Annotated in this window: 17 protein-coding genes, 2 pseudogenes and 1 riboswitch; of the genes and pseudogenes, 9 read left to right on the top strand and 10 right to left on the bottom strand. The window is 66.8% G+C overall.

The features are described 5' to 3' along the window. Positions 1-25 precede the first annotated feature (25 nt). Positions 26-1,402, bottom strand: a complete 1,377-nt coding sequence (locus ACS8YF_RS10005) for an NAD-dependent succinate-semialdehyde dehydrogenase (protein WP_440850077.1) — start codon at positions 1,400-1,402, stop codon at positions 26-28. A gap of 130 nt (positions 1,403-1,532) precedes the next feature. Between ACS8YF_RS10005 and ACS8YF_RS10000 the strand changes: the two genes are divergently transcribed. Then, complete coding sequence (locus ACS8YF_RS10000; RefSeq protein ID WP_440850076.1) at positions 1,533-1,691, top strand: hypothetical protein; 159 nt, start codon at positions 1,533-1,535, stop codon at positions 1,689-1,691. A 3-nt stretch (positions 1,692-1,694) separates the two neighbouring features. Here the strand turns inward: ACS8YF_RS10000 and ACS8YF_RS09995 are convergent, their stop codons facing one another. From ACS8YF_RS09995 to ACS8YF_RS09975, 5 genes are all read right to left on the bottom strand, one after another. Beyond that, positions 1,695-3,815 carry an FUSC family protein gene (locus tag ACS8YF_RS09995; RefSeq protein WP_440850075.1) on the bottom strand — a complete coding sequence of 707 codons (2,121 nt, stop codon included), beginning with the start codon at positions 3,813-3,815 and terminating at the stop codon, positions 1,695-1,697. Positions 3,816-3,857: 42 nt separating this feature from the next. After that, complete coding sequence (locus ACS8YF_RS09990) at positions 3,858-4,748, bottom strand: DMT family transporter (RefSeq protein WP_440850074.1); 891 nt, start codon at positions 4,746-4,748, stop codon at positions 3,858-3,860. 134 nt (positions 4,749-4,882) lie between these two features. Beyond that, positions 4,883-5,833, bottom strand: coding sequence for a cytochrome C oxidase assembly protein (locus ACS8YF_RS09985; protein ID WP_440850073.1), 951 nt, complete (start codon positions 5,831-5,833; stop codon positions 4,883-4,885). Positions 5,834-6,178: 345 nt separating this feature from the next. Beyond that, positions 6,179-7,084: an Hsp33 family molecular chaperone HslO gene (gene hslO / locus ACS8YF_RS09980; protein WP_440850072.1), complete on the bottom strand. Its 906-nt coding sequence runs from the start codon at positions 7,082-7,084 to the stop codon at positions 6,179-6,181. Positions 7,085-7,492: 408 nt separating this feature from the next. Continuing rightward, positions 7,493-8,317: an SDR family NAD(P)-dependent oxidoreductase gene (locus ACS8YF_RS09975; protein WP_440850071.1), complete on the bottom strand. Its 825-nt coding sequence runs from the start codon at positions 8,315-8,317 to the stop codon at positions 7,493-7,495. Between the two features lie 170 nt (positions 8,318-8,487). Between ACS8YF_RS09975 and ACS8YF_RS09970 the strand changes: the two genes are divergently transcribed. The 3 genes from ACS8YF_RS09970 (at position 8,488) to ACS8YF_RS09960 (ending at position 11,851) form a co-directional block, all read left to right on the top strand. After that, positions 8,488-9,513 carry an alcohol dehydrogenase catalytic domain-containing protein gene (locus ACS8YF_RS09970; protein WP_440850070.1) on the top strand — a complete coding sequence of 342 codons (1,026 nt, stop codon included), beginning with the start codon at positions 8,488-8,490 and terminating at the stop codon, positions 9,511-9,513. A gap of 131 nt (positions 9,514-9,644) precedes the next feature. Next, a complete protein-coding gene (locus tag ACS8YF_RS09965; protein WP_440850069.1) occupies positions 9,645-10,868 on the top strand; it encodes a multidrug effflux MFS transporter in 1,224 nt (407 codons plus the stop codon). Between the two features lie 86 nt (positions 10,869-10,954). After that, positions 10,955-11,851 (top strand): YihY/virulence factor BrkB family protein, encoded by an 897-nt coding sequence (locus tag ACS8YF_RS09960; protein WP_440850068.1) that lies wholly within the window; start codon positions 10,955-10,957, stop codon positions 11,849-11,851. Positions 11,852-11,855: 4 nt separating this feature from the next. Here ACS8YF_RS09960 and ACS8YF_RS09955 read toward each other — a convergent pair whose 3' ends face one another. Further along, positions 11,856-12,944: an AI-2E family transporter gene (locus ACS8YF_RS09955; protein ID WP_440850067.1), complete on the bottom strand. Its 1,089-nt coding sequence runs from the start codon at positions 12,942-12,944 to the stop codon at positions 11,856-11,858. Positions 12,945-13,112: 168 nt separating this feature from the next. Between ACS8YF_RS09955 and ACS8YF_RS09950 the strand changes: the two genes are divergently transcribed. The 5 genes from ACS8YF_RS09950 (at position 13,113) to ACS8YF_RS09930 (ending at position 18,658) form a co-directional block, all read left to right on the top strand. After that, on the top strand, positions 13,113-14,423 hold the full coding sequence (locus tag ACS8YF_RS09950; protein ID WP_440850066.1) for an MATE family efflux transporter: 1,311 nt from the start codon (positions 13,113-13,115) through the stop codon (positions 14,421-14,423). A gap of 76 nt (positions 14,424-14,499) precedes the next feature. Further along, positions 14,500-14,871, top strand: a complete 372-nt coding sequence (locus tag ACS8YF_RS09945) for a hypothetical protein (RefSeq protein WP_440850065.1) — start codon at positions 14,500-14,502, stop codon at positions 14,869-14,871. A gap of 314 nt (positions 14,872-15,185) precedes the next feature. Next, positions 15,186-16,928 carry a methyl-accepting chemotaxis protein gene (locus tag ACS8YF_RS09940; RefSeq protein ID WP_440850064.1) on the top strand — a complete coding sequence of 581 codons (1,743 nt, stop codon included), beginning with the start codon at positions 15,186-15,188 and terminating at the stop codon, positions 16,926-16,928. Then, positions 16,928-18,397, top strand: a complete 1,470-nt coding sequence (locus ACS8YF_RS09935; protein WP_440850063.1) for a chemotaxis protein CheW — start codon at positions 16,928-16,930, stop codon at positions 18,395-18,397. The genes ACS8YF_RS09940 and ACS8YF_RS09935 overlap by 1 nt, the downstream gene beginning before the upstream one ends. 102 nt (positions 18,398-18,499) lie before the next feature. Continuing rightward, a complete protein-coding gene (locus ACS8YF_RS09930; RefSeq protein WP_440850062.1) occupies positions 18,500-18,658 on the top strand; it encodes a hypothetical protein in 159 nt (52 codons plus the stop codon). 229 nt (positions 18,659-18,887) lie between these two features. Here ACS8YF_RS09930 and metH read toward each other — a convergent pair. From metH to ACS8YF_RS09915, 3 genes and pseudogenes are all read right to left on the bottom strand, one after another. Continuing rightward, positions 18,888-21,623 (bottom strand): annotated as a pseudogene (gene metH / locus ACS8YF_RS09925) (methionine synthase); the annotation flags it as partial. A 53-nt stretch (positions 21,624-21,676) separates the two neighbouring features. Further along, positions 21,677-22,066, bottom strand: a complete 390-nt coding sequence (locus ACS8YF_RS09920) for a GxxExxY protein (RefSeq protein WP_440850061.1) — start codon at positions 22,064-22,066, stop codon at positions 21,677-21,679. A gap of 54 nt (positions 22,067-22,120) precedes the next feature. After that, positions 22,121-23,155: pseudogene (locus ACS8YF_RS09915) on the bottom strand (homocysteine S-methyltransferase family protein); the annotation flags it as partial. 150 nt (positions 23,156-23,305) lie between these two features. Then, a riboswitch (cobalamin riboswitch) is annotated at positions 23,306-23,534 on the top strand. Positions 23,535-23,615 lie beyond the last annotated feature (81 nt).

The following is a 23,615-nucleotide window of genomic DNA, read 5'->3' as shown; positions in this document are numbered from 1 at the left end:
GCCGTTGGCCGCGGGAAGCCCCCGCCTATTCGGCGATCATCACCGACTTGATATTGACGAACTCGCGCATGCCGAAGCCGCCGTGCTCGCGGCCGTAGCCGCTGTCCTTGACGCCGCCGAAGGGCAGTTCCGGTTGGGCCATGTTGAAGCCGTTGACGTTGACCATGCCGGTGTCGAACAGATCGCGGGCGATATGGGTGGCGCGGGCGCGATCGCCGGCGAACACGCCGCCACCGAGGCCATAGCGCGAATCGTTGGCAATACGGATCGCGTCTGCCTCGTCGGCTGCCCGGATCAGCACCGCCACCGGGCCGAACAGTTCTTCCTCGTAGGCCGGCGTGCCGGCGGCCACGTCCTCGAGCAGGGTGACCGGGTAGAAGCTGCCGGGGCCTTCGGGCCGCTCGCCGCCGAGCGCGCAGGTCGCGCCCGCGGCGATCGAGCGCTGGACCTGATCGTGCAGATTGTCGCGCAGGTCGGCGCGGGCCAGCGGGCCGAGCGCGGTGTTCGGATCGGTTGGGTCGCCGTACTCGATCGCCGAGAGCTGTTCGAACAACCGGCGGCGGAATTCGTCGTAGATCGCATCCACCACGATGAAACGCTTGGCCGCGATGCAGGTCTGGCCGGCATTGTAGATCCGGCCCTGGACGCAGGCCGATACGGCGCTATCCAGATCAGCGTCCGCGAGAATCATGTAGGCATCGTTGCTGCCGAGCTCGAGCACCGATTTCTTCAGACAGGCGCCGGCCTTGGCGCCGACCGCGCGGCCGGCAGCCGGGCTGCCGGTCAGCGTGACGCCGCGCACATGGTCGTTCTCGATCAGGCGTGCGGTCTGGTCGGTGTCGATCAGCAGCACCGTGAACACGCCGTCCGGCAGGCCGGCATCGGCGAACAACCGCTCCAGCGCGAGCGCGGTGCCCCAGACGTTGGGCGCATGCTTGAGCAGCACGGCATTGCCGGCAATGATGCTGGCGATGGCATAGCGCACGACCTGATAAACCGGAAAATTCCAGGGCTGGATGCCCAGGATCACGCCCATCGGCTGGTAGGTGATCAGACCCTGGCCGCCGTCGAACGCGCGTTCTTCGTCGCCCAGCACGTCGGCCGCGTGGTCGGCGCTGTAATCGCAGATCGCCGCACACAGGCCGGTTTCCCCGCCGCACTGGGAGATCGGCTTGCCCATCTCGCGGGTCATCAGCTCGGCCAGTTCGTTCTCGCGCTCGCGCAGCAGCTCGCCGATGCGGCGCACGATGTCGCCGCGTTCGGCCAGCGGCCGGGTCTTCCATTGTGCGAAGGCGGCATGGGCGGCGGTCACCCGGGCGTCGACGGTATCGTCGCTCATCAGGGGATAGGTCTCGATGACCTCGCCGGTCGCGGGATTGATGGTCTGAATGCTGCGTGCCACGGTCGGTTCCGGTGCTGCGAATGGTCGGCTCAGTGTACGCCGTAAAATGTGATCACAAAATATACGAGCTGTTGTTGGCGTGCTGGCGGTCCGCGTTCGATAATGCGGCGAAGACATACGGAGGGTGGCCATGACGACATTCTGGATCGTGATCGGGGTGGCCGTGGCGATCGCGATCGTGGCGATTGTGTTCTTCTGGTATCAGAACCAGCGTGCCAGGGCGTCGATGCGCCGGGTCGATCGCAGCAAGCTCAGGAATCTCGACGAAGACGGCTGGGACGACTGGTAGCGCTCAGCCCGCGGCCCCGGCCGGTTCGGCCAGCGGCGATTCGCCGTGCGCGAAGGCCTGAACATAGTCGGACAACGCCGAGGAGACCAGTTCCGCGCAGATTGCCGCCCGGATGACCAGCCGGCGCTCGGCCGGGTTGGTCCCTGCTTCGCCGTGGCCCCGCAGACGCTCCGCCAGATCGTGCATGGCGCGGGCGCGATCGCCGATCTGCGCGATCGAGCCGGGGCGGCGCCCGGCGAACAGGGCGCGCAGGGCGTCCAGCTCGCCGCGAATGTGCGCGTCCAGGCCGGGCGGCAGATTGATACGCTCGGCGAGCACCACCAGTGAACGCGCTTCCAGCCCGATGTTGATGGCCGCCAGTGCGGCCTGGCGCGCCGAGAAGCGGAACGGCTCGTCGATCTCATCGAGCGCCAGCGCATTCAGCCGGTCGTACATCCGGGTTTCGAAGCGTTCGCGGCTGTGCCGCCCGCCGCCGGCCAACTCGTCGAATACGCCCAGCATCTGTTCGCGCAGCCGCTGGCGCGGCGATACCGGCAGTACCAGCCGGAATGCCAGAACGGTCAACCCGATTGCGCCGAAAATGCCGAGCACGATCTGAATATAAGTGGTGAAACTGGGCAAGGCCCCGTTCTGGACATGCACCAGCAGCGAGAACATCACCACCGAGATCCGCCCCGGCAGCGCCAGCCCCGGGTCGGGCACCGCCATCGCCAGCCCGCCGACGAAAACCACGGGCAGCATCGCCAGCATCAACATGGCGTAGCTGGCGGCCTGCGGCAGGACCAGAAAATCGATCACGAAGGCGGCCGCTGCGGCCATGGTCAGGCCCTTGGCAAACCCGCCGGCGGCCGCGACCGGGTTGGGCAGGGTGGCGAAGATGGTGGTCAGCGCCGACAGCAGAATCATCAGCAGCACGGCCGGCAGCTGGTCGTGAAACTGCACCCAGAAAGCGCCGCCGAGCGATACGGCGGTGAGCGTGCGCAGGCTGTTGCGCAGCGCCTGACGCACGTCCATCGGCTGGCCGAATTCCGAGCGTCGGGAAATGTGATCACGCGGATGCTCACGCTCGGCGATCAGCAATCCGTGCGTCGTCATCGCCGCCCGGCCGCGGCTGGCCAAGCCCAGCGTTCGGCTCAACACCACGTAATCGGCCAGACTGCGAGCGTGGCCGTGTTCGGCGGGCTCGTCGGCCAACGCGCGGATGGCGTCGTGCGCTTCGTCGAACGCCCGTTTGGCACCCTGGGCGTCTTCGGGGTGTTCCGACAACCGATGCGCCGGCGCGGCGAGCGCGGCGACCGGACGGGTGTCGACGGTGTCGGTACGCCCGGCCAGGTAGATATGCAGCGACGAGGTTGCGCTGATCAGTGACAGAATGTCGTAATCCAGTCGCCGGGCGATCCGATCGAAGTTGGCGAACTGCGGGGCCTCGTAGCGCACGTATTGACGTGTCTGTTCGAGTGCAAGCGTCTGTGTTGCCAGCGCCTGCAGCGCGGGATGTGGGTCGTCCGTGCCGGCGACGCGCCCGGTCGTGGTCGATTGCCGTGACGATAATGCGGCCAGTCCGGCGAACTCGCGTCCCACATCCCGCAGCAGCGCGATCCGGCTGTTGAAGTAGTTGCGCATGCCGGTGGGCGGGGCGAACAGCACATTGACCACGGCGGTGACCATCGCCGCCAGCACGCATTCGGACACGCGCGCCACCGCGATATCGAACGGCGGCGAGGACAACGTGTGCGACAGCATCACCGTGACCCCGGCAATGAACCCGGCGATGGCGAAACCATAGGACAGATTGTTGCGCAGCAGATTGGCCCAGAACGCACAGAAGGCCACCCAGATCGCCAGCGCGGCGGCGCTGAGCGCGTAGTACTGGCCGAAAAAACCCATGATGGCCAGGCCCGCGCAGCCGGCCACGATCGTGCCCGTGGCGCGGGCGAAGCCGCGGGCCACGGCCATGCCGGGCACCGGCTGGATCATCACCGCCACCTCCAGCGAGGCCCAGTAGGGCCGGTCCAGCTGCAGCCACATCGACAGATAAAGCGCGAGTGCGATCGCCGTGCACAGCCGCAGCGAGAACAAGAGCTGGTCGATGGAAGGCGTGAGCAGCCAGGCCAGACGCGTCATGGCCGCTACTATGCCTGCGCCGCGGCGGCGGCGAAACGCGTCTCAGGCCTGCCGGGAGCGTGCCCGCTGTACGCTGAGCAGGGTGACGATGCCGATGATCAGGGCCATGCCGACGAGCTGCAGTGGCGCGAGCGTATCGCCCAGCACACCGACACCGAACAGCGCGGCGGTGACCGGCTCCATCATCGCGACCACCGAGGCCAGCACGGGCGAGGTGTCGCGCAGCCCGGCGACATACAACGGAAACGACAGACCGCCACCGGCCAGCCCCAGGGCAACGAAAAGCCCGACATCGGCGGACCCCAGCGCGGCGCCGGCGCGCCCGATATCGATCAGCGGCAGCAGTACCACCACGAATACCGCAAAGGCGATCGCCAGCACCGATGGCGGCCGGCCGTATCGGGTGGCCTGACCGAAGCCGAAGATGAACACGGCATAGGACAGCCCGCCGCCCAGCCCGGCGAGAATGCCGAGCCACGACAGCTTGGCGGGATCGACCTGGAAGACCCGGTTCAGCAGGACCACACCGAGAATGATCAGCGCCAGCGCGAGCAGTCGCGGCCAGCGCGGACGCTCGGTACGCATGACGAGCGCAGCGAGATACACGTAAAGCGGCGCGGTATAGAGCAGCGTCGCGGCGACCGCCACGCTGGTATGCGCGATGCTGATGCAGTAAAACCCCAGATTGCCGGCGACGCCCACGCCGGCGATCGCCGACGCGGCGAGCATGCGCCAGTCCGGCCGGCGATACCGCCCCGGCGCCAGAAGCCACCAGCCCAGGATGAGCGCGCCGCCGATCAGGCCGCGGCAGAAGGCCACGAGCAGCGGTGCCCGGCCATGCTCGATGAGCAGACCGGACAGCCCGCCCGATAGGCCCCAGAACGCGGCCGCCGCGATGATCAGAGGCGGCCCGGACAGCCGCGACATCGGCATGCCCTGCATCGAAGCCAGTGCGTCTATGCTGCCGCATCGGGCGCAGCGACTGAACCGAACAGGGTTGAACGCCGTTTTCAGCGGCGTTCAACGCGCCGGCCGGCGCTCGATCCGGGCCGGGCCGGCCGGTCAGATCAGAACTGCCACTGCATCACGATGGCGGTGGTGATCAGCAACGCCATGATCTGGTGGAACGCCACGATCGCGCCCGGGGCCTTGGGCTTGAGATTCACCGCCTGGAACAACAGGAAGCCCACGCCCACCTGCACCAGAACCAGCGCGAAGGCGACCGGATAGGTCGGCATGTACCAGCCCAGCGTACCGACCACCATCAGCCCGGCGATGCCATGCAGGGCCACGATCCATTGCGGCTTGCGCTCGGGCACGGTGAACTGGCCCAGCGCCTCGCCGAAGCCGCGCCCGCCGGTCACCACGCCGCCCATGAAGACGGCGAACAGCAGCGGATGGGTCGGGATGATGATCTTCAGATACAGCCCGAGCCCGATGTTGGCGTGCGCCAGCGGCAACAGATAGGCCATGAAAACCAGATAAGCGAGCAGGCCGTGGGTGCCGTGCACGATGGCCGGCGCGCGCCCGGCCAGCACATACAGCACGCCCATGCCGAACAGTGCCGTGGCCACGATCAAGCCGAGCCCGAGAAACATCTCGTAGGCCGGGTGCGTGATCGCGAGCGCCACGCCGACCAGGCCCACGAGTGTGGCCACCACACGGTGCGCGGCCTCGGGATCGCCGCGCAGCATGAGTACCACGATGTTCTTGGTATACGGCCAGCGCGTGCCCAGCGCCAGGCCGAAACCGAAGCCCTCGACGATGCTGCCGAGCATGATCAGCACCGCGGCGAACATGACCTGCGCGACCAGTAGCCCGTGCGCGAGCTGGCTGCGCACGCCGCCGCCGAAGGTCAGCCCGTGGTACAGCCCGAGAATCACGCCCACCGCGAGCAGGCCGCCGATGGCCAGCCCCACCGCGCGCACCAGCCAGGTCAACTCGCCTTCGACCACGTGATGGGGGTCGGTCGAGGGATCGCGCGATTGCTGCGCGGAACTCGCGTATTCGGAAGCCATGATATTCCTCGTCAGGATCAGTCGATGAGGTCGGCCGGCGCTCGGGGCGGCCATGATGTATTCGATGCCTCGCGCGGGCAACTGGGACGACGCGTGGCTCGCACGTGGCGATCCGGGCGGCCCCATGTGACCATGCCCGCGGGTATACGCGCACGGTCGCGTTTCGGAGGCAATCGACGCGTCATCCCGGGCGCCGACAACCTATTATGCACCGCGTTGCCGCCGCCGGCCGCGCCCGGCGGCGATTTGCGCGGCGGCCCGAGCGCGAAACCGTGGCCGATGGGCTTCGACGCCCGTGGCTGTGGGGCGCGCAAGCCCTGCCCCGGGGCTGCGATCCGGGCGCGCTCAGTGCATGGTCGGCGAGGGCGCGTCCGGATTGTCGATCAGGGCCTCGACGTCGGCCGGGCTGAACACATAGGTAGTGTTGCAGAAGTGGCACTGGGTCTCGATCTCGCCGCGTTCTTCGATCAGGCCGCGCAATTCATCGGCGCCGAGCTGGTGCAGGGCGACGCCGAAGCGCTCGCGCGAGCAGGTGCAGGCGAACATCACCGGCGCCGGGTCGAACAGCCGCGGTTGTTCCTCGTGGAACAGGCGATACAGCACGTCGCGGGCATCCAGGCCCGTGAGTTCGTCGTCCGTGATGGTGGCGGCGAGATGATTGAGCCGGTCCCAGGCATCCAGATCGGCATCCGTGGCCAGCGAGATTGATTCAGCCGGCAACTTCTGCAGCAGCAGACCGGCCGCGCCCTGATCGTCGGCCGCGAGCCAGAGCCGGGTCGGCAGTTGTTCGGACTGGGCGAAGTAGGTTTCCACGCAGCCGGCGATGCTCGGCTGGTCGAGGGCCACAATGCCCTGGTAGCGCCGTCCTTCGCGCGGGTCGAGCGTGATCACCACCTTGCCGTCGCCGAGCAATCCGTGCAGCGAGGTGTCGGCGAGGGCGGCCACGGCGTCGGGGTCGAAACGCGCGATGCCGCGCAGGCGCTGCGCGCGTTCGTGGTTGCCCGGATTGGACTCGGCCATCAACAGACTGACCGCGCCGTTGCCGCGGATCTCGATGCCGAGGGTGCCGTCGAGCTTGATCGTCGCGGTCAGCAAGGCGCAGGCCGCCAGCAACTCGCCCAGCAGGCGCTGGATGGGCTCGGGGTAATCGTGGTTGGCGAGTGCCTCGTGGTAGGTCGATTCCAGTTGGGCTATCTCGCCGCGAACGGCGGTGCCGTCGAAGAGAAAACGTTGCAGTTGATCGGCGGCCATGCGGTCGTGCTCCTGAGTCCTGTGTCGACGAGATAGGCATCGCGGGCCGGTTATTCAACGTCGTCGCCCGGGCCGGGCCTGTCGCATCCGACGCCGCGGATTGGTCGCCGCGATCGCGCCGTGCCGCTCAACCAGGGTTGTTGCCGATAACCATCCCCACCGCGCCGCTGACTGGCGGCCGTCGGGCGCCACAGGCCGTGATTGACAGGGGCACGAGCTTTCTGGCGGCAATGGTGCCGGCGCATGTGCCGGCAAGCCGGTTCGACAGCGGGTCCGGATCACGGTCGCCGTCTCGACTGGCATGCGCTTACGATAACACTGCGATATCGAGCCGGGCACGACGCCCGCGGGTCGACGCGGTGGCATGTCGCGCCCGTGCTCAGGCCGCGGGTAAACCGCACCCATACGTCAGGTCATGCGCGCTTCGCTTTCCCGCCAGAGCGCGGCGGCCAGGTCCATATCGCGGGCGGCGGCCGTGGTTCGCGCCGGGCGGCGCTTGACGAAGTATTCGCCGCTGGTATCGCCCGCTTGTTCGGCGGTCGCCAGCCAGATGCCGGTATCCGCCCCTTCGGCCGGGCCGATCAGCACAGGCCCGAGCAGGCGCTGGATCGGCGTCGGCAGTTCGCGCCAGAGCCCGGTGGCGACCGCGCCGGGATGGAAGCAGTTGACCGTGACCCGCGTATCCGCCAATCGGCGCGCCAGTTCGCGCGTGAACAGGATGTTGGCGAGCTTCGCCTGGCCATAGGCCAGCACCGCTGCCCAATGCCTGCGCGGCGCGTCGAAGGTCTCGAAGCGCAGCCGGCCCAGCCGGTGCGCCAGCGACGCGGTGATCACGATCCGCCCGGCGGGCGCGGCCACGACCGCCTCGCGCAGCCGCTGCACCAGCCGAAAATGGCCGAAATGCATGATGCCGATCATGGCTTCCAGCCCGTTCGGCAACGAGCGCGTGCCCTGGGTGTACAGCCCGGCGTTGAGAATCAGAACGTCGATGGTCGGCATGCGCTGGCGCAGTTGTTCGGCGAAGCGGTCGATGTCGGCGAAATCGCCCAGATCCAGCGCCATCGCCTCGATCCGGGCCGCGGGATGCGCCTCGCGGATCGCGCTGGCCGCGGCCTGCGATTTGGCCAGATCGCGCGAGGCGATGATCACGTGATCGCCACGAGCGGCCAGCGTGGCTGCCATTTCGCGGCCGATGCCGCTGTTGCCGCCGGTTATCAATACATTGCGCGCCATATCGAAGCCGCCCTGGCTACGGATGTTGTATTCGAATATACAAACATATGCGGACGCCGCGTACATCACACGATTTGCGGTCGCCAACGCGGCGCTCGCACGAAACGGCACCAGGCGCTAGGTGTCCTGTGCTGGCATGATGACTGTCCGCGAAAAACGAGGAGATCGACATGCTTGCCTGCGTGATTCATGGCGTCGGCGATCTGCGCCTCGACCCGGTGCCCGAGCGCAAGCTGGGCGCCCGAGAGGTGCGCCTGGCCCTGGCCTACGGCGGTATCTGCGGCTCCGACCTGCATTATTTCGCCGAGGGCCGGGCCGGCAATTCGATCCTGCGCGATCCCATGGTGCTGGGCCACGAACTGTCCGGACGGGTTGTGGAAACCGGTCCGAATGTCACCGATCTCGCCATCGGCACGCCGGTGGCCGTCAATCCGGCGCTGTCCTGCGGTGTCTGCCGGATGTGCCGGGCGGGCCGCACGAATCTGTGCTTTTCCATGCGTTACATGGGCAGCGCGGCCTGTCGCCCGCACACCGAGGGCGGCTTCGCCGAGCGCCCGGTGGTTGACCGCAGCCAGTGCGTCGTGCTGCCCGATGAGGCCGATCTGTCGCGCGCGGCGCTGGCCGAGCCGTACGCCGTCGCCGCGCATGCCGTGAACCGGGCCGGGGTGGCCGGGGCGCGGGTGTTGGTTACCGGCGGCGGCACTATCGGTGCCTTGACCGCCATCGCCGCCCTGCGTGCCGGCGCCGCGGGCGTGACCGTGGCCGATATCCAGCCGGCTGCGCGCGAACGTGTGGCCGATCTGGCCGATGTGGCGGTGCTGGACGCCGCAGACGAGGACGCGATCGCAGCCATCGCTGCTGATCCGGCCTTCGACGTGGCGATCGAGGCGGCCGGGGCGGCGCCAGCGCTGAATACGGCCATGGCCTGCGTCGAGCCCGGCTCGCGCATCGTGCAGGTCGGGTTTCTGCCGACCGCCGGGGTGGATCTGAACCGTTTGCTCACGCGCGAGATCGAGCTGCACGGCAGCTATCGCTTCGTCGACGAATTCGAGGGCGCCGTGGCCGCGGTGCTGGAAGACGATCGCCTGGCCTGCGCGATCACTGGCACCCATGCGTTCGATGATGCCGAAGCCGCCTTTGCCAGTGCCGCCGACAAGACGTGCCATCTCAAGGTCATGATCGCGACCGAGAGCTAAAGCGGGCCGCGCCGGGCTATGGCGCGCTTGTTACCAGAATGTACGGATAGTCGGCGCCCGGCGCTGTTGCTAGCGTGCGGCGTTTGGCGATCGCACGTCCGGGGCGCCGGGCACGCGCCGGGGAAACACGCATGACCGCGTCGTCCAGCCGCATACCCCAGCCATCGCTGGCGCTTCTAGCCCTGATGATGGCGGTCGGGCCGTTCGGGGATACCGAGTACACCCCGGCGATGCCCGATATCGCCCACGCGTTGTCGACCGATTACGGCCTGGTGCAGTTCACCATGGCGGCGTATCTGTTCGGCGATGCCGTCGGCGAGGTCTGCTACGGACCCCTGTCGGATCGTTTCGGCCGTCGGCCGGTGGCGCTGGTGGGCGCCGGCATCCTGTCGCTGGGCGCGCTGCTGTGCCTGGTGAGTGTGTCGATCTGGCCGCTGATCGGCGGCCGGCTGATCCAGGGCATCGGCGCCTGCGCCGGCGGCGTGATGGCCAAGGCGATGGTGCGCGATGCCTTCGAAAAAGGCCGGCGCGAGCGCATCTACGCCAAGCTCAACGCGGCGTTCTCGCTGGCACCGGCGGTCGGCCCGGTGGTCGGGAGCCTGATTGCGCACGCCATGAACTGGCACGTGAACTTCGCCGTGTTGCTGGGGCTGTCGCTGACGCTCTGGGCGCTGGTCTGGTTCTTCCTGCCGGAGACGAATTTCGAACGCAATCCGCGCGCGCTGGAATGGTCGGGGCTCTGGCAGGCCTATCGCAAGCCGTTGGTCAACAAGGGTTTTCTGTTCCACGCCGGGCTGAGCGGCTTGTGCATCGGCGTGGTCTACAGCGCGCTCATCGGCGCCCCGGATCTGGTGATCAACGTGCTGCACCTGGGCAGTATCGCGGTGGTGATCGTGGCGCTGGTGGTCCTCGTCGGCTTTGCCGGCGGCGCCGGGGCGTGTGCCCTGGCCAGCAGCCGGCTGCGGGATCCGACGGTCATCGGTGCCGGGCTGGCATTATTGCTGATCGGCTCGCTGGCCTCGATGGCGGTGGCGTTCATCGTTGGCAAGCAGGGCAATCTGGCGGAATATCTCGGGCCGGTCGCGGTGTGTTTTCCGGGTATCGGCCTGATCATGCCGGTGTCGACGGCCCAGGCCATGGCGCCGTTCAAGGATATCGCCGGGGCGGCGTCGTCGCTGCTGGGCTTCATGCGCATGCTGCTGGCCGCGCTCGGCACGATGACGATGGCGCTACTGCATCAGTCCAGCGTCTACGACATGCCGATCGTGTTTCTCGGGCTCACCGCGGCCGCGATCGTGGTATTCGCGCTGTTCCGGTTCACTGGGTCGGCCCGGCGCGAGCGGGCGCGACAGTAAGCCTGGCCCGGGCAGGACGATATTCTGGCGGGCCGGTGGTCCGCTGCGGCATCATGGCGCTATTGTTCAGTATTGCGGAGGCGTGAATGCCGAGCCAGGGCAAGTCGCCTGACCGCGACACCCCGCGCCGGGAATGGCCGAGCGAGATTCCGGCGGTGGGGTGGATCGAGATCCTGCGCGGCGTGGCGCGCGGCATGGGACGCGATCAGGTGAGCATCGACGCCGCGGCGATCACGTTTCTGGCGTTGTTCGGTATCTTTTCGGCGGTCTCAGCGTTCGTGGCCTTCTATGGCCTGTATGCCAATCCGGCCAGCGTGGTGGCCGACATGCGCGCCCTGTCCGGTTTCGTGCCCGCGGATGTGGTCGTCTCCATGATCGGGCAGATGAAGACGCTGGCGAGCCGGGGCACGTCGACGCTTTGGCTGGCGGGTACGTTCAGCGGCCTGATCGCGCTGTGGTGCGCTGAGCAGGGTATCGGTGTGCTGCTGCTCGCCCTGCATGCCGCGTATCGCGAGCGGCCCGAGTTCAGCTGGCGGCACGCGCTGCGTTCGCTGGGCCTTGCGGTGGCGGTGATCTGCGGACTGGTGTTCGTGTCGGTGCTGGCGATCGGGCTGCCGGAGATCGCCCGATCGATCTGGTCCTCGCTGTGGATCGCCGAATGTCTGCGCGCGGTGGGCATGGCCTTGGGCGGACTGGTGCTGTTTTTCGGGTTGGCGGCCTTGTATCGCTGGGGACCGGATCGTCGGCCGCCGCGCTGGCGCTGGGTGCGCGTGGGGGCCGGTGTGGTGGTCACCTTCTGGACTATCGCTTCAAGCGTGTTCTCGGTGTTCCTGTCCTACTCGGATTCCTATACCACGCTGTATGGCTCGCTGTCCGGCGTGGTTCTGCTGCTCACGCTCACCTACGTCACCGTGCTGACCGTGCTGGTCGGCGGCGAAATCAACGCGCAGCTCGAGGCCAAGTACGGGCCCTCGGCTGAATAGGCGCTTAGCCGGATTTATTACCCGGCAGATGCGGCTCTTCGCCGATCACGTCCTGAACATAGCTGAGCTGGATGACCACGGCGATTACCAGCGCGATCGGGGTCGCCAGCGCGATGCCCAGCACGCCGGCAGTGGCCCCGCCCAGCACCTGCACAGACAACAAAAAGGCCGGTGCGATCGAGGCCGCGCGGCGCTGGATCAGCGGGGCGAGCAGATAGCCTTCGATGATGTGCAGCGCCAGATACAGCGCGCCGACGTAAAACATCGGCCAGATGCCGTGCATGCCGGCGATCAGCAGCGCCGGAATCGCCGATACCAGCGCGCCCAGGTAGGGGATGAAGGTGAGCAGGCCGGCCAGCAACGCCAGCGACATGGGAAACGGGATGCCGATCGCCCACAGCCCGGCGAGGCTGCCGAGCCCGACCAGACTCATCGAGATGGCCCGCCCGGTCAGCCAGCGCCGCACGGCGTCGGTGGCCTCGTGGGCGATCATGTCGGCCCGGGTCTGGCGCGTCGGCGGAAACAGCCGCAACAGCCCGCTGTAGTAGAGCTTGGGTCGGAGCGCCAGATAAATGCCGATGATCAGGACCACGAACAGATCGGTCAGCGAGGTGATGGTCACCGACAGCGCGCTCGATAGCTCACTGGTGAGCTGCTCGCCCAGTGAATTGCCCGAGCTGGAGCCGCTGGCGCTGCTGTGCGATTGACCGAACAGATGCGCCGCGATCTGATAATGCTGCAGCTTGGCCTGAAGCGCATCGATCGACTGCGCGATCTGGTTCTGCAGCCGCGGCGCCTGCGAGGCGACGTTCATGGTGCCGAGCGTGGTGGCCGCCCCGGCCAGCAGCGCAATGATGGTAAGCACCGCGATCACCGCCGGATGGCGGGCCAGCCCGGTGACTTTCGACACCATGCGCGCCAGGGTGTCGAGCGCGACGGCGACCAGAAACGCCGAAAAAATCAGCAACACGGCGTGGCCGACCGTCCACAGGAACCAGAGCAGGGCGATGCTGCCGATGGCGGTCGCCGCCACGATCAGGCAGCGGCGCCAGAAATCGCGCAGATCCCTGGCCTCGCGCCGCGAACGGCTCATCGCGGTCGCTTCCGTCGTGTTGTCGGCCATGCCAGCAGCCACTCGCATCATCGGATTATCAGACTATCATCGCCCGGCGGCCACGTCCGGGATATCCGGGCAACTGCCGAGGCGGCGTCACGAACCGGCTGTGGCACACTGCACGGCTGCTTCGACGCGCTGTTCGTCATGGCTCAACCGAACGCCGATACCGATGTCACGCTGCGCCGCATCCTCGCGCTCGCCCTGCCTGCGCTCGGCGTGCTGGCGGCCGAGCCGCTCTACGTGCTGGTCGACACCGCCGTGGTGGGCCATCTCGGCGCGGTGCCGCTGGCCGGTCTCGCGCTCGGCGGCACCCTGCTGAGCGTCTTGACCAGCCAGTTGACGTTTTTGTCCTACGGCACCACGGCGCGGGCATCCCGGCTCTACGGTGCGGGGCGGCGCGCCGACGCCGTGGCCGAGGGTGGCCAGGCGACCTGGCTGGCGATCGCCGTGGGTCTGGTCGTATTCGTGCTCGGCGAGATCTTTGCCCGTGACCTGGCCTGGCTGTTGGCCGGCCGCGCGCCCATCGCCAATGCCGCGGCCGAATGGCTGCGCATTGCGCTGCTCGGCGCGCCGGCGATCCTGATCACGCTGGCCGGCAACGGCTGGATGCGCGGCGTGCAGGATACGGTGCGGCCACTGCGCTACGTGCTCGCGGCCAATATCGCCTCCGGCATCGCCTGCCCGATCCTGGTCTATCCGGTCGGCCTCGGCCTGGCGGGTTCGGCGATCGCCAACGTGCTCGCCCAGACCATTGCTGCCGTGCTGTTCGTGATGGCATTGCTGCGCGAGCGCGCGATGCACCGGCCGGGCCTGGCGGTCATGCGCGCCCAGATGGTGCTGGGCCGCGACCTGATTCTGCGCAGCGCTTCGTTCCAGATCTGTTTTCTGTCAGCGGCGGCGGTGGCGGCACGCCACTCCGCCGCGGCCGCCGGTGCGCACCAGATCGTCTACGAGCTGTGGTCGTTCCTGTCGTTGATCCTGGACTCGCTGGCGATTGCCGCCCAGGCCCTGATCGGGGCGGCGCTGGGCGGCGATCGCACCGCCGACGCCCAGCGCGTGGCCTGGCGCATCACCGGCTATTCGCTGGCGCTGGGTATTGTGCTGGGCGGCGTGTTTGCAGCGGCCTACCCGGTGCTGCCGCATGTGTTTACCAGCGATACCGCCGTGCTGGCCCAGATTCCCTATGCCTGGTGGCTGTTCGTGGTCCAGCAACCCGTGGCCGGGGTCGTGTTCGCACTCGACGGCGTGCTGCTCGGGGCCGGCGATACTGCCTTCCTGCGGACCACCACGCTGGGCGCGGCACTGCTCGGCTTCCTGCCGTTGATCTGGCTGTCCTATGTCTTCGGCTGGGGGCTGTTCGGCATCTGGACCGGGCTGACCGTATTCCTGCTCGCCAGGCTGGTCGCGACGGTGTGGCGGACGCACTCCGGCGCGTGGGCGGTCGGCGGAACCTGACGCGTGCCCCGTTCGGTCCTGCGGGCGCCCCGCGCTATCATGGCGCCGTCATTCGGCGGCTTGACCTGATCACGCCATGTCCACGACACGTCAATTGAACCTCATCGACTGGATCTGCGAGGGGGCCGGCCTGGTCGGCATGGCGGCGGCGCTGGTCGCCTGTTCGCTGGCCTACAGCCTCAGTCCGCCGCTGGATCTCTGGGTGACGGTCGGGCTGTCGCTGGCCGGTAATCTGCTCTACATCGTGCATGTGTTCGCGCGGCGTGCGACCGGCAACAGCGCGCTCACCTGGCGCGAGCTGGTGCTGGCGACTCTCGTACCCATCGTGGCGCTGCTGGTGACGATCGTGATCGCGGGCGAGATCGGTGGCCTGTTCGACCTGCCGTTCGCCGGCTCGGCGAATACGCCGGCAAAACACGTCATCACGCTGTCGCCGAACCACCACTAGCACGTCACGCGGCGATGCGCTGACCACCGATGTGCGCCCGGCGCCGGAACCGACCGGCTTGTGCGCTCGCCGCCCCGTCTTTTCCGCACTCTTGAAACTCGGTAGATCCCGGATTGTTTTTGCGGCGTCGCCGTTCGCGGCGTGTGCACGGTCGATGCGCCCGGTGCGGCCCCAGGCCCGACGCTCGGTGCCGAGTCTGAAAGTCGCAATAATATTGTCATCAACTATTAAGCAAGAAACGCTCCCGCCGTTATACGGCGGTAGCAATAACTTGCGGGTGCGGCCCAAAAAGCACCCGTTTCAGGAGTCAGATCATGTCGCCTAGCCCCGCTAACCCGGAAGAGGTTGAAAACAATCACCGTGCCGATGTGCTCGATGCCCTGGATCGGTCGCTGGCCATCATCGAATTCGCCCCCGATGGCCGGATTCTGGACGCCAATACGAATTTCCTGAATTTGATGGGCTATGAGCGCGAGGCAGTGGTGGGCGAGCATCACCGCCTGTTCTGCACTCCCGAGGATGCCGCCGATCATCGGTACGCCGAGTTCTGGCGCAAGCTCGGCCAGAAAGGCCAGTACGACAGCAACGAATACAGGCGCCTGGCCCGGGACGGGCGATCGGTATGGCTGCGTGCCACCTACAACCCGATTCTCGGCGCCGACGGGCGTGTGCAGAAAGTGATCAAGTTCGCGACCGACATCACGGCGGATAAGCTGCGCAACGCCGAATTCGAGAGCAAGCTCGAGGCCATCGATCGGTCGCAGGCGATTGCCGAGTTCGATCTCGAGGGCGTGGTGTTGACCGCCAACGCGCATTTTCTCGCCGCGATGGGCTATTCGCTCGATGAAGTCGTCGGTCGCCATCACCGCATGTTCTGTGAGCCGGATTATGCGCGCAGTGACGCCTATGCCGAGTTCTGGGCCCGGCTGAAGGCCGGCGAGTTCATGGTCGACGAGTTCCGGCGCGTGGGCCGGGATGGGAACGAAGTCTGGATTCAGGCCAGCTACAATCCGGTTCTCGATGCCGACGGGCAGCCCTACAAGGTGGTCAAGTTCGCCACCGACGTCACCGAATCCCGCGCCCGCAACATCGAGTTCCAGGGCAAGGTCAATGCCATCGAGCGCTCGCAGTCGGTGGTGGAGTTCGACCTGTCCGGCAGTATTCTGGCCGCCAACGACAATTTTCTGGCGTTGATGGGCTATCGCCGGGACGAGTTGATCGGTCAGCATCATCGTCTGCTGTGCGATCCCGCGTTTGTCACCAGCGCCGCCTATCGCGATTTCTGGAATGCGCTCGGCGGCGGCGAGTTCTTTACCGACCGCTTCCTGCGGATCGGCCGCCACGGGCAGAAGGTCTGGATCCAGGGCTCCTACAACCCGGTGCTGGATGCCGACGGCAAGCCCTACAAGGTGGTGAAGTTCGCCACCGATATCACCCCGGAAGTCGAGCGCGAGGCGCATATCGGCGAGCAGGCCGATGCCATGGCGGCCGCCATCCGCCAGCTGGATCGCAGCATCCGTTCCGTGGTCGACAATACCCGCGATGCCCGGGGCCAGGCACAAACCACCCGCGGCGAGGCGGAAAGCGGCAGCCGGGCGATTGGCGACTCGACCGAGGCGATGCAGGCGATTCGCAAGTCCTCGGAGGACATCGCCGAAATCGTCGGCGTGATCGGCGAGATCGCCTCGCAGACCAACCTGCTGGCTTTTAACGCGGCAATCGAGGCCGCGCGGGCCGGCGAGCACGGGCTGGGGTTTTCGGTGGTGGCCGACGAAGTGCGCAAGCTGGCGGAGAAATCGGCCGATGCAACACGCCAGATCAATCGCCTTATTGCCGAGTCGCAGCGCCGCATCGACAGCGGCGCGCAGGTCGCCGACAAGGCACGTGATGCCTTCGGTCGGATCAGCGAAGGCGTGGTCTCGACCACCCAGGCGGTCGAGGACATCGCCGGCGCCACGGAGTGGCAGCTGGAGACCGCGCAGCACGTGGTGGAGCTCATCAGCGCCCTGACCGATAGCGCCAGCGGCCGGCGCGAGTCGCAGTCGGCGGCCGCGTAATGAGTGCGCTGAGTCTGGCCACCCTCGTTCTGGCGGGGACCGAGGTCGCGTTGGAAAGCGATGCGTTGCAGGAGGTGGTCCCGCTGCCGGAACGGTTGGCGCCAGTGCCGCAGGCACCGGCCTGGTCGCTCGGGAGCTTCGTGCTGCGCGGCGCGCCGGTGCCGGTCATCGATTTCGCGCAACTGCTGGGCCTCGGCGGCGATCAGGCGCCGGCCCGGCGCCTGGTGGCCATCGTCGCCCGCGAGGGCCAGGTGTTCGGCTTCGCCGTCGACGGGGTCGGGCAAGTGCTGGGGGTCGCCGCCGCCGACTGCCACAGTGTGACCCGGTCGCACGGGGGGCTGGTGCCCCGCATGTTCGCGCGCGACGGCGGCGAGGCGGTGTATGTGCTGGATCTGGACGCCGTATTCGCGCTTGAGAATTTGCTACAGGTTCAACAGGGGGCCGCGGCTGGCAGCGGAGAGCCGGCGACGGCCCGGGCGGCGGGCGGTGAGGTGCGGGCGCTTGCTCTGGGCTGCGGCGAGCTGCGCGTGGCGCTGGCGCTGTCGGTGGTGCACGAAATCACCCGCCGCGGCACGGTGATCGAACCGGCCATCGGCGCCCACGCCTACGTCGGTCATGTCGACTGGCGGGGCCGGCGGCTGGCCCTGCTCGATCCGGCCGCCCTGGTCGGCCGGCCCCGCTCGGTCGGCAGTGAGGGCCTGGTGGTCGTGGTCGAGCTCGGTTGCGGCTGGCTGGCACTGGCGGCCGACGAGGCGCTGGGCATTGTTGCCTGCGACGAAACCCGGCGGCGGACCGCCACGGACTCGGATCGCATCCACAATCACGTCGCCGCGCTCCTCGAGGACGAAGCGCTGGGCCCGTTGTTGCTGCTCGATCATGCGCAGCTCGCGGCCAACGACGCGGTCGCGGCGTATGCGGCGCTCGCCCAGGGCACGGCCGTTCGCGCCAAGGCGGTGAACGGCGCCGATGCCGCAGGCGCCGGCGAAGCCTGGACCCGTTTTGCCTACATGCACTTCACCGCGGCGGGCAAGCTCTCGGCCGCGGTGGAAGATATCGATGCGGTGACTGCTTATCCGTCGGACACCATGCCCTGTCCGGTGGGCGGGCCGTTTCAGGCGCGCTTCGTGCACGGCGGACGCACGGTCATGCTGGCCGATTTGCGGGCGTTGTTGTGGCGCGGTACCCCGACGACGGCCGAGGCCGGCCGGGTGCTGATCGTCACCGCCGATGACGGCGCGGTCGGTTTTGTCGTGGACAGCGTCGAGGCCATCGCCTATATCGAGGCGCCGGCAGCGTCGTATCACGAGCACCGCGCCGGGCCGCGCTCCGACGGCGACGGTCTGGTGGGCTGCAAACGCCTGGTCCGGGTCGGCGTCGGCGCGCAGCAGCAGTTCCTGTCGGTGGTGCGGCTGCGCGATCTGGCCGCCATGCTGCTGGCCGAGCCGTCGCGCGTGCAGGCCGCGGGCTGACGGGGCCGGCTCGTCAAGCCGCGCACCGAACGACGGCCCGCCGTCCGCGCGGCAGGCCGGTAACCATAAGAGTCCATTTGAAAACTTGAAGACGGACACGCCGTGGCAGCAGGCGCCGCCAGGCTTTCGGGCTGCGTTTTCGCGAAGAAAAACAGTCCGCAGATCAACGCCGATGCGGTTATCGTTTGGCGGCATAGCGGATTTGAGGCGCTCACCGGACACGGAGTCGGCCCGAACATCGCATACGAAGGCTTTACGTGAATCCGCGAGCCCGCCGCGAATGGCCGGCCTATTGACTTCGCTTTCGAGAACTATCCGCAGATTACACGGATTTCGCAGATTATTAGGGCGCGCGGTGCGTGGCATCAATGCCTGCCGTTGTTGCCGCCGCATTCGGGATACGCACCGGTGCCCGCTCTCTTTATTCCAATCTGTGCAATCTGCGTAATCTGTGGATAAAGGCCTTAAACAAGGGTTTTGAAACTCACTCTCAGGCTTCGGGCTCGTAGCCGAGATTCGGGCCCAGCCATTTCTCGGCGGTCTCGACGTCCCAGCCCTTGCGCTCGGCATAGTCGCGGACCTGGTCCCTGGCCACGCGGCCGACCACGAAATAGCGCGATTCCGGATGCGCGAAATACCAGCCGGACACGGCCGCGCCCGGCCACATGGCGCGGGATTCGGTGAGCGTGATGCCGGTGTGGGTTTCCACGTCCAGCAGTTCCCAGAGTGTGTCCTTGCCGGTGTGCTCGGGGCAGGCCGGATAGCCCGGCGCCGGGCGGATGCCGGCGTATTTCTCGCCGATGAGTTCGGCGTTGTCCAGATTCTCATCCGGCTGGTAGCCCCAGATTTCGGTGCGCACGTGGCGGTGCATCCATTCGGCGAAGGCCTCGGCCAGCCGGTCGGCCAGGGCCTCGACCAGGATGGCGTTGTAATCGTCGTGCTGGGCCTTGAACTGTTCGACCTTTGCCGATGAGCCAAGGCCGGTGGTGACGGCGAAGCCGCCGATCCAGTCGTCGACGCCGGCGTCGTGCGGGGCGACGAAGTCGGCCAGGCTGCGATTGGGCACGCCACGGCGATGCTCGGCCTGCTGGCGCAGCTGGTGCACCACCGAGACCACTTCGGAGCGGTCGTCAGACAGCACTTCGATATCGTCCAGGTTCCCGGCGGTACGCGCGGGGAAAATCCCGACCACGCCGCGCGCGGTCAGCCACTTCTCGTCGACGATCTGCTGGAGCATGGCCTGGGCGTCGTCGAACAGTTTGCGCGCTTCCTTGCCCTTGTTCGGATCGTTGAGGATGTCGGGGTAGCGACCCTTCATCTCCCAGGACAGAAAGAACGGCGTCCAGTCGATGTATTCGATCAATTCCTCGATCGGGAAGTCGTCGAATTCATACAGACCCGATACGTCGTCGTGGGCGCCGTCGGTCGTGTCGTTGGCATGCGGCAGCGGCTGGCGCTTGGCGTATTTCGTCTCGCCCGGCAGTTTCGGGGCGGGCGGCGTGTAGGCCGACCAGTCGAGTTGGACGCGGTTGGCGCGTGCGGCATCGAGTGACAGGAACTTGGTCTGGCGCTTGGCGGCATGCCGCTCGCGCATCTTGTCGTAGTCTTCCTTCAACTCGGCGACCAGTTTCTCGCGCGATTCCTTGCCGACCATGCGCGAGGCCACCGGCACCGAGCGGGAGGCGTCCTTCACCCACATCACCGCACCCTCGTAGGCGGGGTCGATCTTGACCGCGGTGTGGGCGCGCGAGGTGGTCGCGCCGCCGATCAGCAGCGGCGTCGTCATGCCGCGGCGTTGCATTTCGGCCGCGACATTCACCATTTCGTCCAGCGACGGCGTGATCAGGCCGGACAGGCCGATGACGTCGGCGTTGTGTTTTTCGGCGGCGTCGAGGATGTCGTTCATCGGCACCATCACGCCGAGATCGATCACCTCGAAGTTGTTGCACTGGAGTACCACGCCGACGATGTTCTTGCCGATGTCGTGCACGTCGCCCTTGACGGTCGCCATGATGATGGTGCCGTTGTTTTTCGAGGCGTCGCCGGATCGGGCTTTTTCCTCCTCGATGTAGGGGATCAGATGTGCCACCGCCTTTTTCATCACGCGGGCGGATTTCACCACCTGTGGCAGGAACATCTTGCCGGCGCCGAACAGGTCGCCGACCACGTTCATGCCGTCCATCAGCGGGCCTTCGATCACCTCCAGCGGCTTGTCGGCTTTTTGCCGGGCCTCTTCGGTGTCCTCCACGGCATAGGTGTCGATGCCCTTGACCAGCGCGTGTTCCAGGCGTTTGCTCACCTCCCATTCGCGCCAGGCGAGATCCTCCGTGGAGGCCGCTTTCTTGCCGCCACCCTTGTACTGCTCGGCCAGATCCAGCAGGCGCTCGGTGGCATCGTCGCGGCGGTTGAGGACGACGTCCTCGCAGGCCTCGCGCAGCTCTTCGGGGATATTGTCGTAGATTTCGAGCTGGCCGGCGTTGACGATCGCCATGTCCAGGCCCGCCGGAATGGCGTGGTAGAGAAACACCGAGTGCATGGCCTGGCGCACCCGCTCGTTGCCGCGAAACGAAAACGACACGTTCGACAGCCCGCCCGAGACATGGCAGCCGGGGCAGGACTCGCGCACCCGTTTCGTGGCATTGATGAAATCGACGGCGTAGTTGTTGTGTTCCTCGATGCCGGTGGCAATGGCGAAGATGTTGAGATCGAAGATGATGTCCTCGGGCGGGAAGTCGAGCTCCTCGACCAACATCTTGTACGCACGCTGGGCGATCTCGACCTTGCGATCCTCGGTGTCGGCCTGGCCGTTCTCGTCGAAGGCCATCACCACCACGGCCGCGCCGTAGTCCAGACACGCCTGGGCCTGTTCGAGAAACTTCTCCTCGCCTTCCTTGAGCGAGATGGAATTGACCATCCCCTTGCCCTGGATGCACTGCAGTCCGGCTTCGATGACCTCCCACTTCGAGGAGTCGATCATGATCGGCACGCGGGCGATATCCGGCTCGCCGGCGATCAGGTTGAGGAACTTGCGCATGGCCGCGGCCGAGTCGAGCATGCCCTCGTCCATGTTGACGTCGATCACCTGGGCGCCGTTTTCGACCTGGTCGCGGGCGACCTCCAGCGCGGTGTCGTAATCCTCTTCCTTGATCAGGCGCATGAACCGCTTGCTGCCGGTCACATTCGTGCGCTCGCCGATGTTGATGAAGTTGGTTGCTGACGTCATTGAAACCTCTGTTTTGTCCGCAGATCGACGCAGATCAACGCAGATAGGATGAATGGTTAACCCGGGCGATGACTTCGGATCAGTCGCCGGTGCTGTAATTCGGGCGTGCCGAAGTTCAGCAGCAGACCGCGCTCGATGCCGGTGGTCTTCAGATAGTTGATGACCTGGGCCTCGTGTTGCGGCGTTAGCCGGGATAGGGCCTTGAGTTCCAGGATCACGCTTTCAAAGCAGATGAAGTCCGCCCGGAACTGGCTTTGCAGCGGGCGTCCCTTGTACTGAACGTCGAGCAAGGGTTCGCGAACGTACGGCACGCCGCGCTCGGTCAGTTCGATCGCCAGGGCGTCGTGATAGACGCTCTCCAGAAAACCGTTACGCAAGTAGCGATGGACCTCGAATGCAGCCCCGAGTATCGGATATGTCTGCTCGTCCTGCCCCTCGCTCTTCATCTGCGTCGATCTGCGTTGATCTGCGGAAAAATATCTTCAGGCCGAAGCGGTGAATGGCTCCAGGCCGGACAGGCGCATGGTCCGCTTGATCTCGGGCCGGCGGCGCGGGGCTTTGCCGGCCACGGCGCTTGCGATGGCGCCGATATGCTCCGGGGTCGAGCCGCAGCAGCCGCCGGCCATGTTGAGCAGGCCCGATTCGGCCCATTCGCCGATGTGCTCGGCCATTTCGTCCGGTTGCAGGTCGTATTCGCCGAATTCGTTGGGCAGGCCGGCGTTGGGATAGGCGTGGGTGTAGCAGGGCGCGATGCGCGACAGCTCGGCGACGTACTGGCGCAGCGCGTCCGGGCCAAGCGCGCAGTTCAGCCCCATGGTGAGCGGCCGGCCGTGGGCCACCGAGTTGTAGAACGCCTCGGTGGTCTGACCGGACAGAGTCCGACCCGAGGCATCGGTGATGGTGCCGGAAATCATCAGCGGCACGTCGATACCGCGCTCGCGCATGAGCCTGCGCACGGCATAGATCGCCGCCTTGGCGTTGAGGGTGTCGAAGATGGTCTCCATCAGAATGATGTCGACGCCGCCTTCGAGCAGGGCCTCGGCGGCCTGGCCGTAGGCGGTGGCCAGTTCGACGAAATCGGTGTTGCGCTTGCCGGGATCGTTGACGTCCGGCGAGATGGAGGCAGTGCGATTGGTCGGCCCGATCACGCCGGCCACGTACATCGGCTGCGCGTCGCTCTGGAATTCCTCGACTACCTCGCGGGCGAGTTTGGCGGCCTCGACGTTGAGCTCCACCGCCAGGTCTTCCATGTGGTAGTCGGCCTGGGCGATCGTGGTCGAAGAGAACGTGTTGGTCGTAATGATATGGGCCCCGGCCTCGGCATACTGCCGGTGGATGCCCCGGATCAGATCCGGATAGGTCAGCGTCAGCAGGTCGTTGTTGCCCTGCAGATCGGAGGCCCAGTCGGCGAAGCGCTCGCCGCGGTATTCGGCCTCGGACGGGCCGTAATTCTGGATCATGGTGCCCATGGCGCCGTCGATCACCAGAATCCGGTCGGCCAGAACGCGTTCGATGGCGTGTCGCGTATCGCTCATATCACCCTGCAGCTCGCGAATAGGGGTCGTAGTATATCCGCTTATCCGGATAAGCGAAAAACCCACGAGCTCTGGCCGCGTGCGGGCCGCGGGCCGATCGGGCGCGTTGCCGGCGCCAGGCCCGGCTTGACGGCGTCTCGGGGGCTGCCTAGCATCGTCGACGTGACAGGTGTCGCATCCACGGATGCGGTGAAACGGGAAGTCGGTGCGCGCGCAAGCGCCAGGCCGACACTGCCCCCGCAACGGTAGGCAGCGCCGTGTGATAATCCACGGTGTCGCGCATTCCAGCCACTGAGGCGAACACCTCGCCTCGGGAAGGCCGCGCGCAGACATGGGTCTGACTGCAAGTCCGGAGACCGGCCTGGCACAGGGGATCGTCGCCACACGCGATCGGTGCCGGCGCGTGTTCGCGCGCGGTCCGTTCGTCTTGCCCGGCGATGGTCAGCGACTTCGGCACGCG

It is taken from the genome of Salinisphaera sp. SWV1 (genome assembly GCF_052044155.1).
Taxonomy (GTDB): Bacteria; Pseudomonadota; Gammaproteobacteria; order Nevskiales; family Salinisphaeraceae; genus Salinisphaera.
The sequence above is the reverse complement of the archived record's forward strand: the minus strand, read 5'-3'. Positions and strand labels throughout refer to the sequence as shown.

Bases quoted from the DNA above. Each gene is read 5' to 3' on its own strand.
- ACS8YF_RS09935 (WP_440850063.1), top strand. From the start codon at position 16,928: ATGAGTGCGCTGAGTCTGGCCACCCTCGTTCTGGCGGGGACCGAGGTC.
- ACS8YF_RS09990 (WP_440850074.1), bottom strand. From the start codon at position 4,748: ATGCCGATGTCGCGGCTGTCCGGGCCGCCTCTGATCATCGCGGCGGCC.
- ACS8YF_RS10000 (WP_440850076.1), top strand. From the start codon at position 1,533: ATGACGACATTCTGGATCGTGATCGGGGTGGCCGTGGCGATCGCGATC.
- ACS8YF_RS09960 (WP_440850068.1), top strand. From the start codon at position 10,955: ATGCCGAGCCAGGGCAAGTCGCCTGACCGCGACACCCCGCGCCGGGAA.
- ACS8YF_RS09940 (WP_440850064.1), top strand. From the start codon at position 15,186: ATGTCGCCTAGCCCCGCTAACCCGGAAGAGGTTGAAAACAATCACCGT.
- ACS8YF_RS09970 (WP_440850070.1), top strand. From the start codon at position 8,488: ATGCTTGCCTGCGTGATTCATGGCGTCGGCGATCTGCGCCTCGACCCG.
- ACS8YF_RS09950 (WP_440850066.1), top strand. From the start codon at position 13,113: ATGGCTCAACCGAACGCCGATACCGATGTCACGCTGCGCCGCATCCTC.
- ACS8YF_RS09955 (WP_440850067.1), bottom strand. From the start codon at position 12,944: ATGAGCCGTTCGCGGCGCGAGGCCAGGGATCTGCGCGATTTCTGGCGC.
- ACS8YF_RS09985 (WP_440850073.1), bottom strand. From the start codon at position 5,833: ATGGCTTCCGAATACGCGAGTTCCGCGCAGCAATCGCGCGATCCCTCG.
- ACS8YF_RS09965 (WP_440850069.1), top strand. From the start codon at position 9,645: ATGACCGCGTCGTCCAGCCGCATACCCCAGCCATCGCTGGCGCTTCTA.
- ACS8YF_RS09945 (WP_440850065.1), top strand. From the start codon at position 14,500: ATGTCCACGACACGTCAATTGAACCTCATCGACTGGATCTGCGAGGGG.
- ACS8YF_RS09975 (WP_440850071.1), bottom strand. From the start codon at position 8,317: ATGGCGCGCAATGTATTGATAACCGGCGGCAACAGCGGCATCGGCCGC.
- ACS8YF_RS09995 (WP_440850075.1), bottom strand. From the start codon at position 3,815: ATGACGCGTCTGGCCTGGCTGCTCACGCCTTCCATCGACCAGCTCTTG.
- hslO (WP_440850072.1), bottom strand. From the start codon at position 7,084: ATGGCCGCCGATCAACTGCAACGTTTTCTCTTCGACGGCACCGCCGTT.
- ACS8YF_RS09920 (WP_440850061.1), bottom strand. From the start codon at position 22,066: ATGAAGAGCGAGGGGCAGGACGAGCAGACATATCCGATACTCGGGGCT.